Annotated in this window: 13 protein-coding genes and 2 tRNA genes; 8 read left to right on the top strand and 7 right to left on the bottom strand. The window is 59.5% G+C overall.

From position 1 onward, the window contains the following. The first annotated feature begins 34 nt into the window (after positions 1 to 34). The 3 genes from M3G19_RS03845 to M3G19_RS03835 are packed head-to-tail and all read left to right on the top strand — an operon-like array spanning position 35 to position 5034. Positions 35 to 988, top strand: coding sequence for a hypothetical protein (locus M3G19_RS03845; RefSeq protein WP_259900589.1), 954 nt, complete (start codon positions 35 to 37; stop codon positions 986 to 988). Continuing rightward, on the top strand, positions 985 to 3198 hold the full coding sequence (locus tag M3G19_RS03840) for a glycosyltransferase (RefSeq protein WP_259900587.1): 2214 nt from the start codon (positions 985 to 987) through the stop codon (positions 3196 to 3198). The genes M3G19_RS03845 and M3G19_RS03840 overlap by 4 nt, the downstream gene beginning before the upstream one ends. Continuing rightward, positions 3199 to 5034 carry a hypothetical protein gene (locus M3G19_RS03835; protein ID WP_259900584.1) on the top strand — a complete coding sequence of 612 codons (1836 nt, stop codon included), beginning with the start codon at positions 3199 to 3201 and terminating at the stop codon, positions 5032 to 5034. Positions 5035 to 5082: 48 nt separating this feature from the next. Here the strand turns inward: M3G19_RS03835 and wecC are convergent, their stop codons facing one another. From wecC to M3G19_RS03820, 3 genes are all read right to left on the bottom strand, one after another. Then, positions 5083 to 6366: a UDP-N-acetyl-D-mannosamine dehydrogenase gene (gene wecC / locus M3G19_RS03830; RefSeq protein ID WP_259900582.1), complete on the bottom strand. Its 1284-nt coding sequence runs from the start codon at positions 6364 to 6366 to the stop codon at positions 5083 to 5085. 79 nt (positions 6367 to 6445) lie between these two features. After that, positions 6446 to 7345, bottom strand: a complete 900-nt coding sequence (locus M3G19_RS03825; RefSeq protein WP_259900580.1) for a hypothetical protein — start codon at positions 7343 to 7345, stop codon at positions 6446 to 6448. A 75-nt stretch (positions 7346 to 7420) separates the two neighbouring features. Further along, on the bottom strand, positions 7421 to 7684 hold the full coding sequence (locus tag M3G19_RS03820) for a hypothetical protein (RefSeq protein WP_259900853.1): 264 nt from the start codon (positions 7682 to 7684) through the stop codon (positions 7421 to 7423). A gap of 189 nt (positions 7685 to 7873) precedes the next feature. On the opposite strand from M3G19_RS03820, the gene M3G19_RS03815 reads away from it, so the two are divergent. After that, a tRNA-Ile gene (locus tag M3G19_RS03815) sits at positions 7874 to 7947 on the top strand. Positions 7948 to 7986: 39 nt separating this feature from the next. Here M3G19_RS03815 and M3G19_RS03810 read toward each other — a convergent pair. The 3 genes from M3G19_RS03810 to M3G19_RS03800 form a co-directional block, all read right to left on the bottom strand. Next, positions 7987 to 8988 carry an NADP-dependent oxidoreductase gene (locus M3G19_RS03810; protein WP_259900578.1) on the bottom strand — a complete coding sequence of 334 codons (1002 nt, stop codon included), beginning with the start codon at positions 8986 to 8988 and terminating at the stop codon, positions 7987 to 7989. A 149-nt stretch (positions 8989 to 9137) separates the two neighbouring features. After that, positions 9138 to 9210: transfer RNA gene (locus M3G19_RS03805), tRNA-Asn, on the bottom strand. 143 nt (positions 9211 to 9353) lie between these two features. Continuing rightward, complete coding sequence (locus tag M3G19_RS03800) at positions 9354 to 10994, bottom strand: AbgT family transporter (protein ID WP_259900576.1); 1641 nt, start codon at positions 10992 to 10994, stop codon at positions 9354 to 9356. An 81-nt stretch (positions 10995 to 11075) separates the two neighbouring features. Between M3G19_RS03800 and M3G19_RS03795 the strand changes: the two genes are divergently transcribed. The 4 genes from M3G19_RS03795 to M3G19_RS03780 all read left to right on the top strand — a co-directional run bounded on the left by M3G19_RS03795 (position 11076) and on the right by M3G19_RS03780 (position 14115). Then, entirely contained in the window at positions 11076 to 11756 is a 681-nt protein-coding gene (locus M3G19_RS03795; RefSeq protein ID WP_259900573.1) for a hypothetical protein, read from the top strand. A gap of 22 nt (positions 11757 to 11778) precedes the next feature. Next, positions 11779 to 12615, top strand: coding sequence for a serine hydrolase (locus M3G19_RS03790; protein WP_259900571.1), 837 nt, complete (start codon positions 11779 to 11781; stop codon positions 12613 to 12615). A 13-nt stretch (positions 12616 to 12628) separates the two neighbouring features. Beyond that, positions 12629 to 13588 carry a trimeric intracellular cation channel family protein gene (locus M3G19_RS03785; RefSeq protein ID WP_259900569.1) on the top strand — a complete coding sequence of 320 codons (960 nt, stop codon included), beginning with the start codon at positions 12629 to 12631 and terminating at the stop codon, positions 13586 to 13588. A gap of 203 nt (positions 13589 to 13791) precedes the next feature. Then, positions 13792 to 14115, top strand: coding sequence for a hypothetical protein (locus tag M3G19_RS03780; protein WP_259900560.1), 324 nt, complete (start codon positions 13792 to 13794; stop codon positions 14113 to 14115). On the opposite strand, the gene M3G19_RS03775 is transcribed toward M3G19_RS03780, so the two are convergent. Next, the gene (locus M3G19_RS03775; RefSeq protein WP_259900558.1) at positions 14112 to 14447 is read right to left on the bottom strand and encodes an acyl carrier protein; all 336 of its coding nucleotides are present in this window, start codon (positions 14445 to 14447) and stop codon (positions 14112 to 14114) included. The genes M3G19_RS03780 and M3G19_RS03775 overlap by 4 nt on opposite strands. Positions 14448 to 14476 lie beyond the last annotated feature (29 nt).

Genomic DNA, 14476 nt, shown 5'->3' with positions numbered 1-14476 from the left:
CGGCCGCGGGAGGGCTGATCTATAGTTTCAGGTGATGGACAAAGTGAGGAGAAATATGCGGAAGCTGGCGCGAAAGCTTTCTACCGGGCGGTGGTTAATCGGCCTGACTGCGGTTTCCGCCTTGTTCCTGGTTATGGGCACGCTGCTACCAGGGGTGCTGGGCAAGCTTTTTCTCGTCCTCGGCGCAGGGATCGGGGCATTGGTCGTCGTTGGCACTATCACATCCTTCAAACATGAAGCGACCCTTGCCCGATCGGCCAGAGCAGAACAAAACGCGAGCCAGAAGCTGCTAGCTGACCAGCTCGCGGCTTTGAACGGTGCTTTCGAATACGGAGGAATTCCGTCACACGTGGAAGCAGGCGAGACAGAGCACCTAGGCGTTGATCCACTTCGTTCGCGTGGGAATGGGACTGTTTATTCTCCTGGAGTCATCACAACAACACCGGTGAAAGATAAGCCCCATGCTCATACCGCAGGGCGTCTTGCGGCGACCCAGGAGATGGGAGCCGATAGCAGCTTGCAGCTGGGGCGTATCTATCACGCTTCCGACAGTCAAAGACAACGCCGGGTCATTTGGCTTGGGCCTGTGCCAGGCGATGTGCCGGAGCAGGAAGGCTGGATCATTGAAACGATCGCCCCGGGCGTTGCTATGGGGAGGCCGAACCCGGGGGCGTCGTACGTGGTCCTGAACCTCGCCGATACCGCGTGCTCCGCGTGGGAGCACCTGACCTCTTCACTGAATGTCCTGTCCTTCCATTCTGTCTACGAGTTTGTGATGCAAGCCAAGCGCAATGGCGCAGCAATCGTGCTTATCAGGGAAGATGTGCCGAGCAATCTGTCGGCGGGTCTGGAACAGATTGCGGATATCGCACTCGATGGGTCGCTAGATGTTAAGTCAGACGACCTATACGACTCGCTGCCGGTCTTTGATTTCATTCGCGGTGTCATGGGAAGAAGCGGGAAGCACAGTGAGGTGGTCGAACCGTGAGTTCCAGTACCGAAGCTGTCATCCTTTACGGCGATGTCAATCTGAATATCATCGACGGTTCGTCAGTTTGGCTCGTGTCCGCGGCAGAAGTCCTCTCTAAGGTCTTCGACCGAGTAGACATCATTCTTAAAGCTCCGATCGAAAACGAGAGATTGATCTCTTCGGTGAGCGGCATTCCGAATGTGTGGCTTCACGAACCTCCGGGTCGTGTTCTAACCGCAGCTGAAGCGGCGCAGAGCGCAGAACATCGTGTGCAGCGGGGCCCAGTGGATGCCATTGTTGTGCGCGGTTTAGACGCCTGCGGGGAATTCGCCAAGCGTCCCACGCTTGCGAAAACGCTCTACAGCTACGTCACTGACCTCCCGTACCCACTTGAGAATGCTGCACCACAGCGGCTGGAACTACTGAACGACATCGCCACTGCGAGCCGGGGCATGTTCTCCCAAACTGAAGCCTCTCGTTCGTACCTTGAAGCCGTTTGTCCGGCGGCAGCGGGGAAGACCAGCCTCATGCGGCCTATGATTCCCGCGACTCAACTCCGCACACGGGATCACAGCGGACTGGGAACAGCAGCAAATCCACTGCGTCTCGTGTATTCAGGAAAATTCGCAAAGCCGTGGAAGACGCTCGAAATGCTCGAGCTCCCGCGAGAGCTGGAAAAAAGGGGCGTGCACTCTGAGCTGGTGGTTGTGGGAGACAAATACAATCGCGATAGCGCGGACCCGAGCTGGGTTTCCAGAATGCGCGATGCGCTGACGACGGCGGCTAATGATCCTCATTCGGGTGTCCGTTGGCTCGGTGCCTTAGAACGCGAGAAGTCGTTGGAGGAAATCGCTCGTTCCGATATTGGAATCGGGTGGCGCTCTCGGGAACTGGATTCGAGCTTGGAAATCTCGACGAAGGCACTCGAGTACTCGTTGAGTGGAACGGTTCCGGTGATAAACCGCACCGTGGACCACGAGGCTTTGTTCGGTGCAGATTATCCGTTCTTCGTCACGTCAGATACCACAGCAGCCAACCTAGCTGAGCTTTTGGTCGCGAAAATCGGTTCCCTCGATGAAGCTGTGAGGAGAGCCGCAGACGCTACTTCGGCCTACACAATGGACGAAGCAGCTGTGTACCTGCGGGAGGTGTTCCGCCGCAAAGCTACGGTGAGTGCTACAGGAAGCAAGGATCCTGGCGCCCGCCCACTTAAATTGGTCGTGGCTTCCCACGACATGAAGTTCATGGGCGAACTCATGCAGTTCTTCCAACAGGATGGTCGTTTTGAAGTCAGGGTCGACGAATGGAAGACCTTGCACACCCACGACGAGAAGAAGTCCACGAAGCTTGCGCAGTGGGCCGACATTGTCTTCTGCGAGTGGGCCGGGCCAGCTTTGCGTTGGTATTCCGTGAACGCGCCTGCCAGGACGAGATTGTATTCCCGCCTGCACCGTTTCGAGATGAACGGCGCGTGGATGGACGATGTGGCCTGGGACAATGTCAACGGCCTCGTGTTCGTCTCATCCTTCATCAGAGACCAGGTTGTGCAGCGCTTCGGCATTGAAGAAAGCAAGACGCACATCATTGCGAATGCGATTGATACAGCGGATTTCGACCGTCCGAAACTGCCGAACGCACAATTCCACGTGGGCATGGTCGGGTACGTGCCTTTCCTTAAGCGGCCGGATCGAGCCGTCGACCTTTTGAGCATGCTCCTCGAAGCGGACAGCCGCTACACGTTGCATCTCAAAGGCAGGCTGCCGTGGGATTATTCGTATGAGTGGAACAAAGCGCTTCAGAAACAAGCGTATTTGGAGTTATTCGACAGAATCTCTCGTGATCCGCTGCTCAGGAAGAGCGTGGTTGTGGAACCGTTCAGTGCGGACATCGCTTCGTGGCAGCGCGGAATGGGGTTCACGTTGTCACCGAGTTCGCTCGAGAGTTTCCATTTGGCGCCAGCAGAAGGAATGGCGTCGGGCTCGATCCCGGTCGTTTGGGAGCGCGAAGGGGCCCGACAAATCTTCGGGGACTATGTGGTCGCATCCTTGGGTGAGGCCGTCGAAAGAATTACGGCGTTGCGTGAGTCGGCGGCCTTCGAGAAAGCCTCCGCACAAGCTAAATCTCAAGCTCAAAAGTGGGATTCGCAGGTCCTCACCGCACAATGGGCCGAGTTATTCTTGGGACACTCTGAGTCAGATGGTGGCAATCCAGCGCAGGGGGAGAGTTAGATGTCGTTAATCCTCGTCGTTGCGCCGAAGAGATACTTACCTGGCAACGAGGAAACTCGGGACGAGATCCTAGAGCATTTGGGCCGCAGCACGGGACTGTTTCTCGGCTCACGGTATGCGGACACCCCCGAGGTTCACACTGACCTCAACGACACGGGTACATGGCTCGCCCAGTGGACTGCGGCCAACGGGAATGATGACGATATCTTCGCTCTTGAAGGCGGGAAGTGGGCGGCGTCTACAGCCAATAAGACTGCGCACGATCTCATGAAGAAGATTCGCTCCCGAGCTGGATCAATCTATTTCTCGGAGCCAGTGTGGGGTTCGTTTGCAGCAGTGCACGGTGACAGGGGTTCGTCGCGGATCATCGCGTGGAACACCGTACCGTCCATCGATCCCATCTACTTCGGAGAAGACGAGGACTATTTTTACATCAGCAACCGGCCAGTGATGTGCAAGCTGGCCATGGCCAGGAAAGACCTTGGGCCGGAGGACCTGGACCACACCTACATGGTCGAGTATTTGGAATTCGGATATTCCTTCTCGGGGGTTTCGCCTTTCAAAGGCGTCCGGACTTTGCCATCGAGAAGCGCGTTGTCCATCTACGGTTCCAGCTATTCGTTCATTCCGGCTCCGCAGCAAGCATCCCACGACGTCGAGGAACGCGATGACGCGCGTTTTCAAGCTGCACCCGAGCTAGCGCATGCGCTTATCAACGCAGCAGAGCGTTGCATGGAGCGCTCCGCGTATCCTGAGCTCCAAATTCGACTCAGTGGTGGATTCGATTCTCGTCTTTTGCTCGGCTTGTTCCGCAGAAGCGGGAAAGAGAATATTATTTGCGTCACGCACGGTGTTGAATCTGACCGCGAGGTAGCGATTGCATCTGAGATCACTGCTCTCGCCGGCGTCGAGCACATCGTCAAAGCACCTGAGCCGCTCGTGGAGGGGGACTATTTCGCGTCTCTCACGAAGTCGATCCTCGACAGCGGAGGCCTGATCCCGTCGGAATCACTGGTAGCGCCGTTTTCCCCGACGGCACCTTTTCACGGTGGTGGGGCGATTTCTCTCGGCCAGTGGCCGTTATTTAAAGGCTATCTGGACAAGATCCCGACGGCAGAAGAGGCAATCGTTGCCTTCCGCATTGCCACGCGTGCCGCTGGGCTTGTGAATGAAGAGAATTCAGAGCACTGTGCTCGCGTCGTGGAGGACTGGATGAGTTCGATGGCGGCAGTGTCGAATGTGGAGGTCCTCTACAACTTCGCCCGTGATCAGCGTTCCAGCCGCTATCTGGAAGCTCAAACGAGCCAGACGGACCGTGAATGCCAGGTCCTATACCCCCTTGTGGACTCGGAAGTGACAGCAATCAGTGATGCAGTTCCGCTTACGAACCGGGCTCTTAATTATGCTTCCTTCCTGGCATTGCAGGAGATTTGGCCGGAGGCGCTGGCCGTTCCATTGAATACGACGCAAACATTGCGCTTTGAAGCGAACGGGCACGTCGAAGGCATATCGGGAGATTTCTTCGCTGAGCGCAGGCGTGAACCGCGTCCGTTTGAGGGCAGCGTGCTTGCTCCTTCTTATGCCGGGACTCAATTTGAGCAAACTGCAGTTGCGATTGAGTTTCATGCGGCTGAATTCGTACACGAGAGCGCTTCGTGGACTGCGATGAAAAGCATGCTTGACGACGAGTTCGTGGAGACCATTGAGCGAGTCCTCTCCGCCGGTCCAGCTGACTTGGGCAGTCTCTTCGAGACCTACGAAGACAAGAAGAACGCGAGGGTCGCGTTGTCCCGCTTAGCGTTGGCATCCATGTGGATGACGGGGATGTGGCTGTAGCCGCGGTCGCGCAAGCCGAGCTGTTCCTCTACGCGAAAAGCAGCTGGATCACTGCGCCCAGGACCCGCGGGTATTAATCACCCGGTCCGGCGGGAAAGCGGAAGTATCAAGGTCGTTGAACTCGTCGTGGTTCACCAGCAGGACGATCGTCTCTGCGGAGTCTAGAGCTTCCTGGGCTGTTCCTAAGCGGACATTATCGAGGTCCGCGAGTGCGTCCGGCAGAGCCGTGATGTGCGGTTCCACGACGATGAACTGGTGATCGGGGTGGCGGCTTGCGGTTTTCACAGCGATGTCGAGTGCCGGGGACTGGCGGAGGTCATCGATATTCGGCTTGAACGTCAAACCAAGAAGAGCGACTGCTGGTGTTCCTTCCACTTCTGCGGTTTGCTCAACGGAGTTGGCCTGAGACTCTATTGCTTGAGAAATCTTCTGGTACACCCATTCTGGCTTGGAATCGTTGACCTCCCTCGCAGTGCGAACCAGCTTCGCAGTATCGGGGGCTGTGGAGACGATGAACCACGGGTCCACGGCGATACAGTGGCCTCCGACACCAGGGCCTGGCTGGAGGATATTCACACGCGGGTGGTGGTTGGCCAACTCAATGAGCTCCCACACGCTGATCCCGAGTTCGTCGCAGATCATGGAGAGTTCATTCGCAAAAGCGATGTTGACATCGCGGAACGAGTTTTCAGTGAGCTTAGCTAGCTCAGCGGTCGTGGAGTCGGTTTCGAGGAGGGCCCCTGTGCAGAATGTCCCGTAGATTTCTTTGGCGCGTTTAGTGGCAGCCTGAGACATCCCGCCGATGATGCGGTCGTTGGAACGTAGCTCGCGCAGTGCTTGACCGGGCAGGATTCTTTCTGGGCAGTGTGCGAAATAGAGCTCTGCGCCATCGGTTTCGCCACCATCTTGGTGTAGGCGCAGATCGCTTCGCAGATCCAGAATCCGTTGGGCAAGACGCTCGGTCGTGCGGGGTGGAGAAGTCGACTCCAAAATGATGAGCTCTCCGCCTTTGAGCTTCGGAGCGATCGACTCCGCGGCGGTGTAAATAAAGCTCATATCGATATCATGGCGGTCCGTGAAAGGGGTCGGCACCGCGATGACGTAGACATCTGCTTCCGGCATGTCAACAGTGGCACGGAATCGGCCGCTACTGATCGCTTCAGCCAGTTCTTCCTCCAGGCCCGGCTCAGAAATAGTGAGTTCGCCGCGGTTGATCGCGTCGACCTTTTCCGAAAGGACATCAACGCCAACGACGTTCAGTCCGGCGTTGCACATGACAATTGCGGTCGGCAGGCCGATGTAGCCCAGACCTACGAATGCTACGTTTTTCATAGTTGTGAGAGATTCTACTTAGCATGACTGGCGCAGCGCACTTGCGCGCGCATCTACCAGGCACAAGTCCTGATCCAGCCTAGAGATTAGTTTTCTGTTGGGCGGCTTTCCTAGCGAGAAACAGCCGAGCCGGTTCGTCCTTTGCGGGAGCATTGATGAATCCGAGCTCCGCCAAGCGGTCGCGATCTTTTTCCACGACGGCTTTCAACGCTGCCTCGGCGAGATCGCTCGGGGGAGGGACATGCCCTAAGCCCCAGTCGTCCATCAACAGATTCATATTGGGTGAGTGCGCAGGAATTCCCCGCATCCACCAGGCGACGTGGCGGTCCCTGTGGTGGGCGTCGTAGAGGTTCTGCATGAAATAAACAGTATTGGGGAAGCCGTCCCGGTACACATCGGTGAGGTTGTACGTGATCGGGGTTTGTTCAATCTCGCTTTTTCCCCATGCTCCCTGCACGTAGTCCGAAACAGTCTTCGGCGTGTATTCCGCGATGTTGGTTTGCGGGTTCATCGCCAGCACGGAGGACCCCGGGAATCCGTGTGAATAATACAGACTAGCGAAGCCGCCGCCGGAAGAGCCGAAAAACACGACGTGCTGGTTTACTTTGCATCTCGAAAGAAAATGCCTGATCACATTCGGTAGGTCCCGTTGCAACGGCTGGCCTTCGGCGCCGGCGTACCAGCCGAGGCTCAGCCCCCTTTCCAGAATGGGATCCGAGACACAGATGATGTTCGCATCCAAGTCGGTGGTCATTCTCAACGCGGAGAACAAGGGGTAAGAGTTAGTTCCGCTCGGTGACAGCGCCGCGTGGAAGCATACGACCGTGGTGGAGGCTTCACGGTCGAGGAACAAGATATCAAGGTCCCCTGCACCATATTTGATGGTGGTGAGCTCCTCTTTGGGCGTATCGCGGTAGAACGCTTCAAGGTTGGGGTACGAATGCAGCGCATCGAACCTAGTGATGTCGCGTTTGAGCATTCTTACACTTTACCCGGCTATCCGAGTGTACTAGATATTCGCTGTGGCAGCGGCCAAGCGACTTTGAATACGCGCTTAATCGTGGTCTGGTTCGTAAATGGTGTCAGCGATCTCGCCGTGGTTCTTTCCGCGACCGCGGCGCAAGTCCTTGACCTCGCGCATCCGCGGATCCGGGTCGAGCTGGTTCGCAATGGTCTTGCGGGTCGAGCGGATCACCTGCTGGGTAAGAGGCGAGTTGACCACTTTCTGCGTGGTGTCCACGATCTGGTGATAACGCTTTCGCCCGGCCTTTGAGCCCATGACATATCCGGCAGCTGCTCCAATTGCCAGTTGGGTCAAACGTCCCATCGTGTTCAGCCTCCTTGTAGAGCTCCGTGCCAGTACCTTTTCACCTTAGCGAACCCACTTTAACGACGTGACTTGGGGAGATTGTTCGCAGCTAGCGTTGCATAGTTATACTTTGACGATGCGTCCGCCGCATCTCGCGCACTAATGATGCGTAGAGCACGTGGTTCAAAGGCGCAGCGAGGGGCTATAGCTCAGTCGGTTAGAGCCGCGGACTCATAATCCGCTGGTCGCGGGTTCGAGCCCCGCTGGCCCCACAATTTTCCGGTCAAGCCCAGCGAGGCTGACTATTCGTCTTACAGTTTGACGATCATTTTGCCGGTGTTGCCGCCGTCGAAAAGCTCGAGGAACGCGTTCGGCATGTTGTCGATGCTCTCACGCACGGTCGTCTCGTAGCTGATCGAGCCGTCGACGACGAGCGGCGCGATCCTTTCCTGAAATTCTTTGGCCAGGTGAGAATACTGGCCCACCACGAAGCCGCGCAGCGTCAGGCATTTGCCGATGGATAGGCCCAGATTGCGCGGCCCTGACACCGGCTCGGTGTCGTTGTACTGCGCGATCGCCCCGCACATGGCGATCCGGCCGAATGTATTCGCATTGGCGATTGCCGCTTCGAGGTGGTCCCCGCCGACGTTGTCGAAATAGACATCGATGCCTTCCGGTGCAGCCTTGGCAAGCTGGCCGGTGACGTCGCCGTCCTTGTAGTTGAACGCCTCGTCGAAACCGAGCCGACCGGTGATGTAATCGATCTTCTCCGCGGAGCCCGCAGACCCGATCACCTTCGCCGCGCCGAGATGCTTAGCGATCTGCCCAGCCGCCGAGCCCACAGCACCCGCCGCACCCGAGATGAACACGACATCGCCTTCCTTCATCTCGCCGACGGCGGTCAGCCCGACATAAGCAGTCAACCCCGTCAGACCGAGCATGCCCAGATACGCCTCTGCCGGAGCGATACTGGTGTCAATCTTTTCCGCCTCGCTCTCGTTCAGGACAGCGTGTGTGCGCCATCCCGCGAAGTGACGCACGGTGTCGCCCACCTTGAACGCGTCAGAGCGGGACTCCGCAACAGTGCCGACCGCGGTGCCTGTCAGCGGTTCATCGATCTGGAACGGCGGGATATAGGACTTCACGTCATTCATTCGCCCACGCATGTAGGGGTCGACGCTGGCGAAGGAGTTCTCGACGAGGATATGGCCGTCGCTAAGCTCTGGCAGCTCTTTTGTCTCGAGCCGGAAGTTCTCGCTGGTCGGTGTGCCTTCCGGGCGGGAGGCGAGGACCCACTGCTTGCTTGTAGTCAATGCTCTGCTCCTTGAATCGTCGTTTTCTCGGCCCGACCCTAGACTCAATCGCCCAGCGGGGCCACCTTCCCGAAACTCTCGCTGCCGTGCTGCGCAACAGAAACACCCCGCTACCAGCTTCTGTGCTAGTTGCGGGGTGAGTGTATGTGCTCCTCCAACTGGGCTCGAACCAGTGACCCTTCGATTAACAGTCGAATGCTCTGCCAACTGAGCTATGGAGGAATATCTGCTGTAGCTTTGCTTGATTCTCAGTGAATCAGGCGCTGCTGTGCAACGTGTTGATACTCTAGCGTCTCACTGAACAAGGTTACAAATCGCCTGTATGGGGGCGCTTTTTGTTGTCCCAGATCGCCCCCGCAACCGCTCTACACGTCGTAGCTCATCGGCGCGCCGGGGCCGAGCGGGATGCCGAGGAAGTACCAGGCGAGGAAGAACAGGAACCAGCCGGCGCACATGGCGATGGAATAGGGCAGGGCGAGGGACATCAGAGTGCCCACGCCGGCCTTCTTGTAGTACTTCTGCAGGAACGTCAGGGCGACGGCGAAGTACGGGGACATCGGGGTGATGATGTTGGACGGGGAGTCGCCGATACGGAACAGCATCTGGCTGACTTCGGGGGAGACACCGACGTACATCATCATCGGCACGACCACGGGCGCCATGAGTGCCCACTGGGCGGAGCCAGAGGTGATGAAGAGGTTGAGCAGCGCGACCATGAGCACGAACGCGGCGAAAAGCAGGATGTTCGGCAGGTTCCACGTCTGGAGGAGCTCAGCGCCGCGGATCGCCGTCCACGAGCCGAGGTTCGACCACTGGAACCACGCGAGGAACTGGGAGACGGCGAAGAAGAGCACCATCATGGGCAGCAGGGACTCCAGCCCCTTGGCCATGAACGACGGGATGTCGGACGGCGATTTCACGGTGCCCACGATGAGGCCGTAAACGAGGCCGGTGATGAAAAATGCCAGGGCGATCGGCACAGCGATGGCTTGGATGAGCGGGGACTGCATGAAGCCCTCTTCGGGGCGTGCGAAGGGGGAGGCGGGCGCGAACAGCAGGGCAAAGTAGACGGCGAAGAACGCGAGCAGCGCGACGCCGGACCAGATCAGACCCTTTTGCTCCAGGGGTGACAGGGCGAGGTCGTCTTGTGAGGCGCCCTCAGAGTCGCTGTCAGAGTCACTGTCAGACTTCGACGAAGCATCGGAGTCAGCGTCATCCGGCTCCGTGTCGTCGTCGAAGGCAAGCTCGGAGGGGTCGATGTGGTCGTCGTCGATAAGCTGTTTGGCTTTTTTGTCCACGTAGAACTCGGTGACTGCCGTGATGATCAGCGACAGGACCACGGCGGACGGGATGACGAAGAAGATGTTGGCGAGGGGGGAGACGGCGTAGTTTTCGTCGACAAGCTGTGCCGCGGAGGTGGAGATACCGGCGAGCAGCAAGTCAGTGATGTTGAGGATCAGCGACGCGTTGAAGCCCGCCGACGATGCCGCGAACGCGACCATCGCGCCCACGATAGGGGAGCGGCCGACCGCGTAGAACGCCATCGCGCCGAGCGGAATGACGATCACGTAGATCGCGTCGGATGCAACGGAGCCGGTGACGCCCGCGAGTGCCACCATGAACGTGAGCATCTTCGGGCTGACACGCACCACCATGCGGCGCACCAGCGCAGACAAAAGGCCAGCTTTCTCGGCGATGGAGACACCGAGCATGACCGCGAGGATCACGCCGAGCGGCGGGAACGAGATGAAATTATCCACCGCGTCCGACACCATGCGCGACAGATTTTCGGCCGTCAGCAGGTTTTCCACATGGATTTCTTCGCCGGACGACGGGTCGATGGCGCTCAGTCCCGCGTGGCTCGCTAGCCACGACGACACCGCCACAAAGCCCGACAGAATTACGAATAGCCAGAACGGGTCGGGCAGCTTATTGCCGATCTTTTCGATCCAGCCGAGGAAGCCCGCTGAGTCATTCTTGCGCTTGGTCATCGTCGTTGCGCTCATGGACGGCAGCTTACAAGAGCATGCGCGTCAGTTTCGGAAAAGCGTCCCCAAGGCATTGCTTATCGACGTATCGTTTCCCCCATGAAACTCCCTTCCGCCTTCCTCGTTACCGCCCTGACCTTCTCCGTCGTCGTCCCCGTTTCTGCAGCGTCCACCGCCGCTGCCGCCGAGACTCCCTCCGGCGCTCCCGCTAGTGAGACCGGCACCTGCTCGATTGCGTACACCGCCGCCGAGATCCCCGCGATCGCCGCCGAGAAGCTCTGGTTGGCGCACTACAATGACGCGACGTGGCGCGACGCGCTGAGGGAGTACAACTCCCGCAAAGCTGAGCTGTCCCGCAACCTCGACAACGGTGAGGCCACGGCTGAGCTCGTCGGCACCCTGCCTCTGAAGGACGAAGGGGAGACCGCGACGGGTTCGTCCGTTTTCGGCAAGCTTTTCGACGGCACCAGCTCCTTATCCCCCGAGCGCACTGGCCACGTGCCTTACGGCGCCCTCGCGTTCATGTACAACGCCGACGACTGGCGCACCAAGGTCGTCAACGCCGGTTGCCCTGATGCCGACGAGCGCCCCGCACCTCCTGAGGAAGTCCACGAGGTGACCGTCCCCGAAGGATCCGCCGTCGCGCCGAAGGAGTGGCAGGGCGCCCTCGTCGGCGTTCTCGCCCTGCTCGGTTTTATCGCAGGGGGCATCGCAGTCGCGCCGCAGCTGACCCAGTTGGTGAAGCTCCCGCAGCTTCCTTCGCTGCCGCAGCTGCCGTAAATCCCGCGCTAGGCTGGCGGGCATGGAACTCGCCCCGCACCTTGAAAACTGGCCCGCCGACACCGTCGCCGCCGCGCTGATCGCGCCGGGCGCAGGAGCCGATGAGACCAGCACCTTCGGAGATCAGGAGCATGTCTTCGAGCTCGCTAGCGTGACGAAGCTGCTCGCCGCCTACGCGTTCCTCATGGCCGTCGAGGAGGGCGTCTTCGAGCTGAGCACCCCGTGCGGGCCGGACGGAGCGACGGTGCGGCACCTGCTCGCGCACACGTCGGGCGTCGGCTTCGATACCCGCGAGCCGCAAAAGCCGGTGGGGGAGCGCCGCATCTATTCGTCGGCCGGCTACGAGATTCTCGCGGAGCGCCTCGAGGAGGAGACCGGCATGACATTCGCCGAATACGCCGCCCAAGGTGTCTTTGAGCCCCTCGGCATGAGTTCGACCGAGATCTACGGTTCGGCGGGGCACGGGGGGAGGTCGAACGTCGATAATTTGCTCTCTTTTGCGCGCGAACTCCTCGCGCCCACGCTTATCGACGAAACCACCCTCCGCGACGCCTTCGCCAACCAGTTCGGCGATGTCCGTGGCATTGTCCCCGGCTACGGCATGCAAAAGCCTTGTCCCTGGGGCTTAGGCTTTGAAATCAAGGCTGATAAAGACCCCCACTGGACCGGCGACGGCATGCCCGAAGACACCGTCGGCCACTTCGGCATGGCAGGCACCTACCTGTGGGTCGTGCCCGCCTGGTCCGAGTCGCGCGCCGCTGGCTCAGCCATGGTCGCGCTCACCGACCGCGAATTCGGCGACTGGGCCAAACCCCTGTGGCAAGAAACCAATACCCGCATATTTGCCGAGCTAGATTAGTTACGATACGTGAATGTACTTCGGTGGCATTGACAATGCAGTAGGCCAAGCCATTGCTCTCCTCGACTTGATCGGTGTGTTTCTCAACGCGATCATCGGCGGGACCGTAGCTCGGCGAATGAGATTCGACGCGGTGGGCTTCATACTCATCGCCATCATTTCGGGCATGGCTGGCGGCATGATGCGCGATGCCTTGATCGGCAATACCCCCGTCGCCGCGCTTGCCGACCCCTGGTACATCTCCGTCGCCGTCCTCGGCGCCGCCACCGCTTTCTTCGCTAACCTCCACGGTTATGTGTGGGAGCTCGCGCGCTTCCACGGCGACATGATCATCCTCGGCGTCTGGTGCACCACCGGCACTATCACCGCGATCGGAGCCGGCGTCGCGTGGCCCGGCTGCATCCTCATGGGCGTTCTCACCGCGACCGGTGGGATGGTCATCCGCGAGGTTCTCATCGGGCGGATCCCCCGCATCCTCAACGACCAGCAGATGTACGTCGTCCCCGCCATCGCCGGGTCGATCACCGCCATGGTCCTCTACAACGCAGGGCACGCCACCGCCGCTATCGCCGCCGCGCCGCTCGTCGGGTTCACGCTCGGCACCGCTGCGTACTGGGCCGGCTGGTACGTCCCGGTCACCATGAAGAATGCGCCGATAAACACGTGGGCGCGCTTCATGTTCACGCCCTTCGGCAAGCTCGAGCCAGAAGCTTTGCGACGCTGGCGCCTCACCAAATCCTCCCTCCCCTCCGACGATCCGCTTGCCGACGACGGCATGATGCCCACCAAGGGCGAAGTCCGCGAAGCTCTCCGCGGGGCTGCTGGTCCTTCCTACCGTCCTGATGTACGTCCCGGCTCCGACCCGAGCTCCCATCCCGCCACCCGTGACGAGTTCCTGGGTGCCTTGTATCGGGTGTTCGTCGATTCGCGCGGTGAGGACTCCGCCGACGGGTGGGCCGTTAAACGAAGTTAAGCAACCTTCAACCCATCCTTGAATGATCGGGGGGATCAAGCGGTTGTTGAGGGTTGCCCGTGTGGCTTAAGCGAAGCAACAATTGCCGAGAGTCACATGAGGGCGTTGGGGAAGACGAGCCTCGTCTGACGCACCACACCTCCGGCCAGCTCCTGGTCGCGGGGGAGCGGTGCGTTTCAACAGCGAAAGGACACCTTCCCGACATGACCGCCACCTTGGCCCACGCCGACTCTGCCGCAGCTACCTCCCGCACCCGTTGCGTGCTGTCGATCAGCTCCATGCCGCGTCACCTGCGTCTGCGTGTCGAGGGACTCATGTACGAGCACCTCAGCGAACCCTCTTCCGTTCCTTCGTTGGTCAGCGTGTGGGACGTACCGTGGTTCACCCGCTGGCGCAGGGAACCAGCTCGCGACGGAGCTGTCAGCTGCCGCGAAGTCATCGAAGCCTCGGAAGAAGAGATCGCGACATTCCGCAGTGCCTTGACCGAGCTCGCCCAAACATTTCGCTTCGACGCTCGGGTTGCCTAGGGCGCGTCGTTCGTCGCAAAGTATTCGGCGAGTTCGCCCAGCGTAGAACTCGGGCTGACATCCTCCTCGCTCACCAGCACCCCGAAATGCTCTTCAGCGCGCACCGCGAGCTCAATCCGCGTCAGTGAGTCGACCCCCAAGCTGTCGAGCGTGTCATCCGCACCGACCTCATCCGCATCCTCCACAGCGCCGACCTTGGCGAAAAGGCTGGCCAGCTGAGCCATCGTGCTGCCCTCGGCGGCGACGGTCTTGTCGGCGTTCTCCGCGTCGTCCGGGACGAGGTCCGGATCAAGTCCGAGCTTGGCCAAGTCGAGGCGTTGCGAAAGTTCCATGCGCCCCATTCTAGAGATACGCAAAGCGA

Origin of the sequence: Corynebacterium sp. p3-SID1194 (assembly GCF_025144155.1) — a bacterium.
Lineage (GTDB): Bacteria > Actinomycetota > Actinomycetes > Mycobacteriales > Mycobacteriaceae > Corynebacterium.
This window is presented reverse-complemented; position numbering and strand designations above follow the sequence as displayed.

Bases quoted from the DNA above. Each gene is read 5' to 3' on its own strand.
- M3G19_RS03800 (WP_259900576.1), bottom strand. From the start codon at position 10,994: ATGAGCGCAACGACGATGACCAAGCGCAAGAATGACTCAGCGGGCTTC.
- M3G19_RS03785 (WP_259900569.1), top strand. From the start codon at position 12,629: ATGTACTTCGGTGGCATTGACAATGCAGTAGGCCAAGCCATTGCTCTC.
- wecC (WP_259900582.1), bottom strand. From the start codon at position 6,366: ATGAAAAACGTAGCATTCGTAGGTCTGGGCTACATCGGCCTGCCGACC.
- M3G19_RS03835 (WP_259900584.1), top strand. From the start codon at position 3,199: ATGTCGTTAATCCTCGTCGTTGCGCCGAAGAGATACTTACCTGGCAAC.
- M3G19_RS03795 (WP_259900573.1), top strand. From the start codon at position 11,076: ATGAAACTCCCTTCCGCCTTCCTCGTTACCGCCCTGACCTTCTCCGTC.
- M3G19_RS03790 (WP_259900571.1), top strand. From the start codon at position 11,779: ATGGAACTCGCCCCGCACCTTGAAAACTGGCCCGCCGACACCGTCGCC.
- M3G19_RS03825 (WP_259900580.1), bottom strand. From the start codon at position 7,345: ATGCTCAAACGCGACATCACTAGGTTCGATGCGCTGCATTCGTACCCC.
- M3G19_RS03845 (WP_259900589.1), top strand. From the start codon at position 35: ATGGACAAAGTGAGGAGAAATATGCGGAAGCTGGCGCGAAAGCTTTCT.
- M3G19_RS03775 (WP_259900558.1), bottom strand. From the start codon at position 14,447: ATGGAACTTTCGCAACGCCTCGACTTGGCCAAGCTCGGACTTGATCCG.
- M3G19_RS03780 (WP_259900560.1), top strand. From the start codon at position 13,792: ATGACCGCCACCTTGGCCCACGCCGACTCTGCCGCAGCTACCTCCCGC.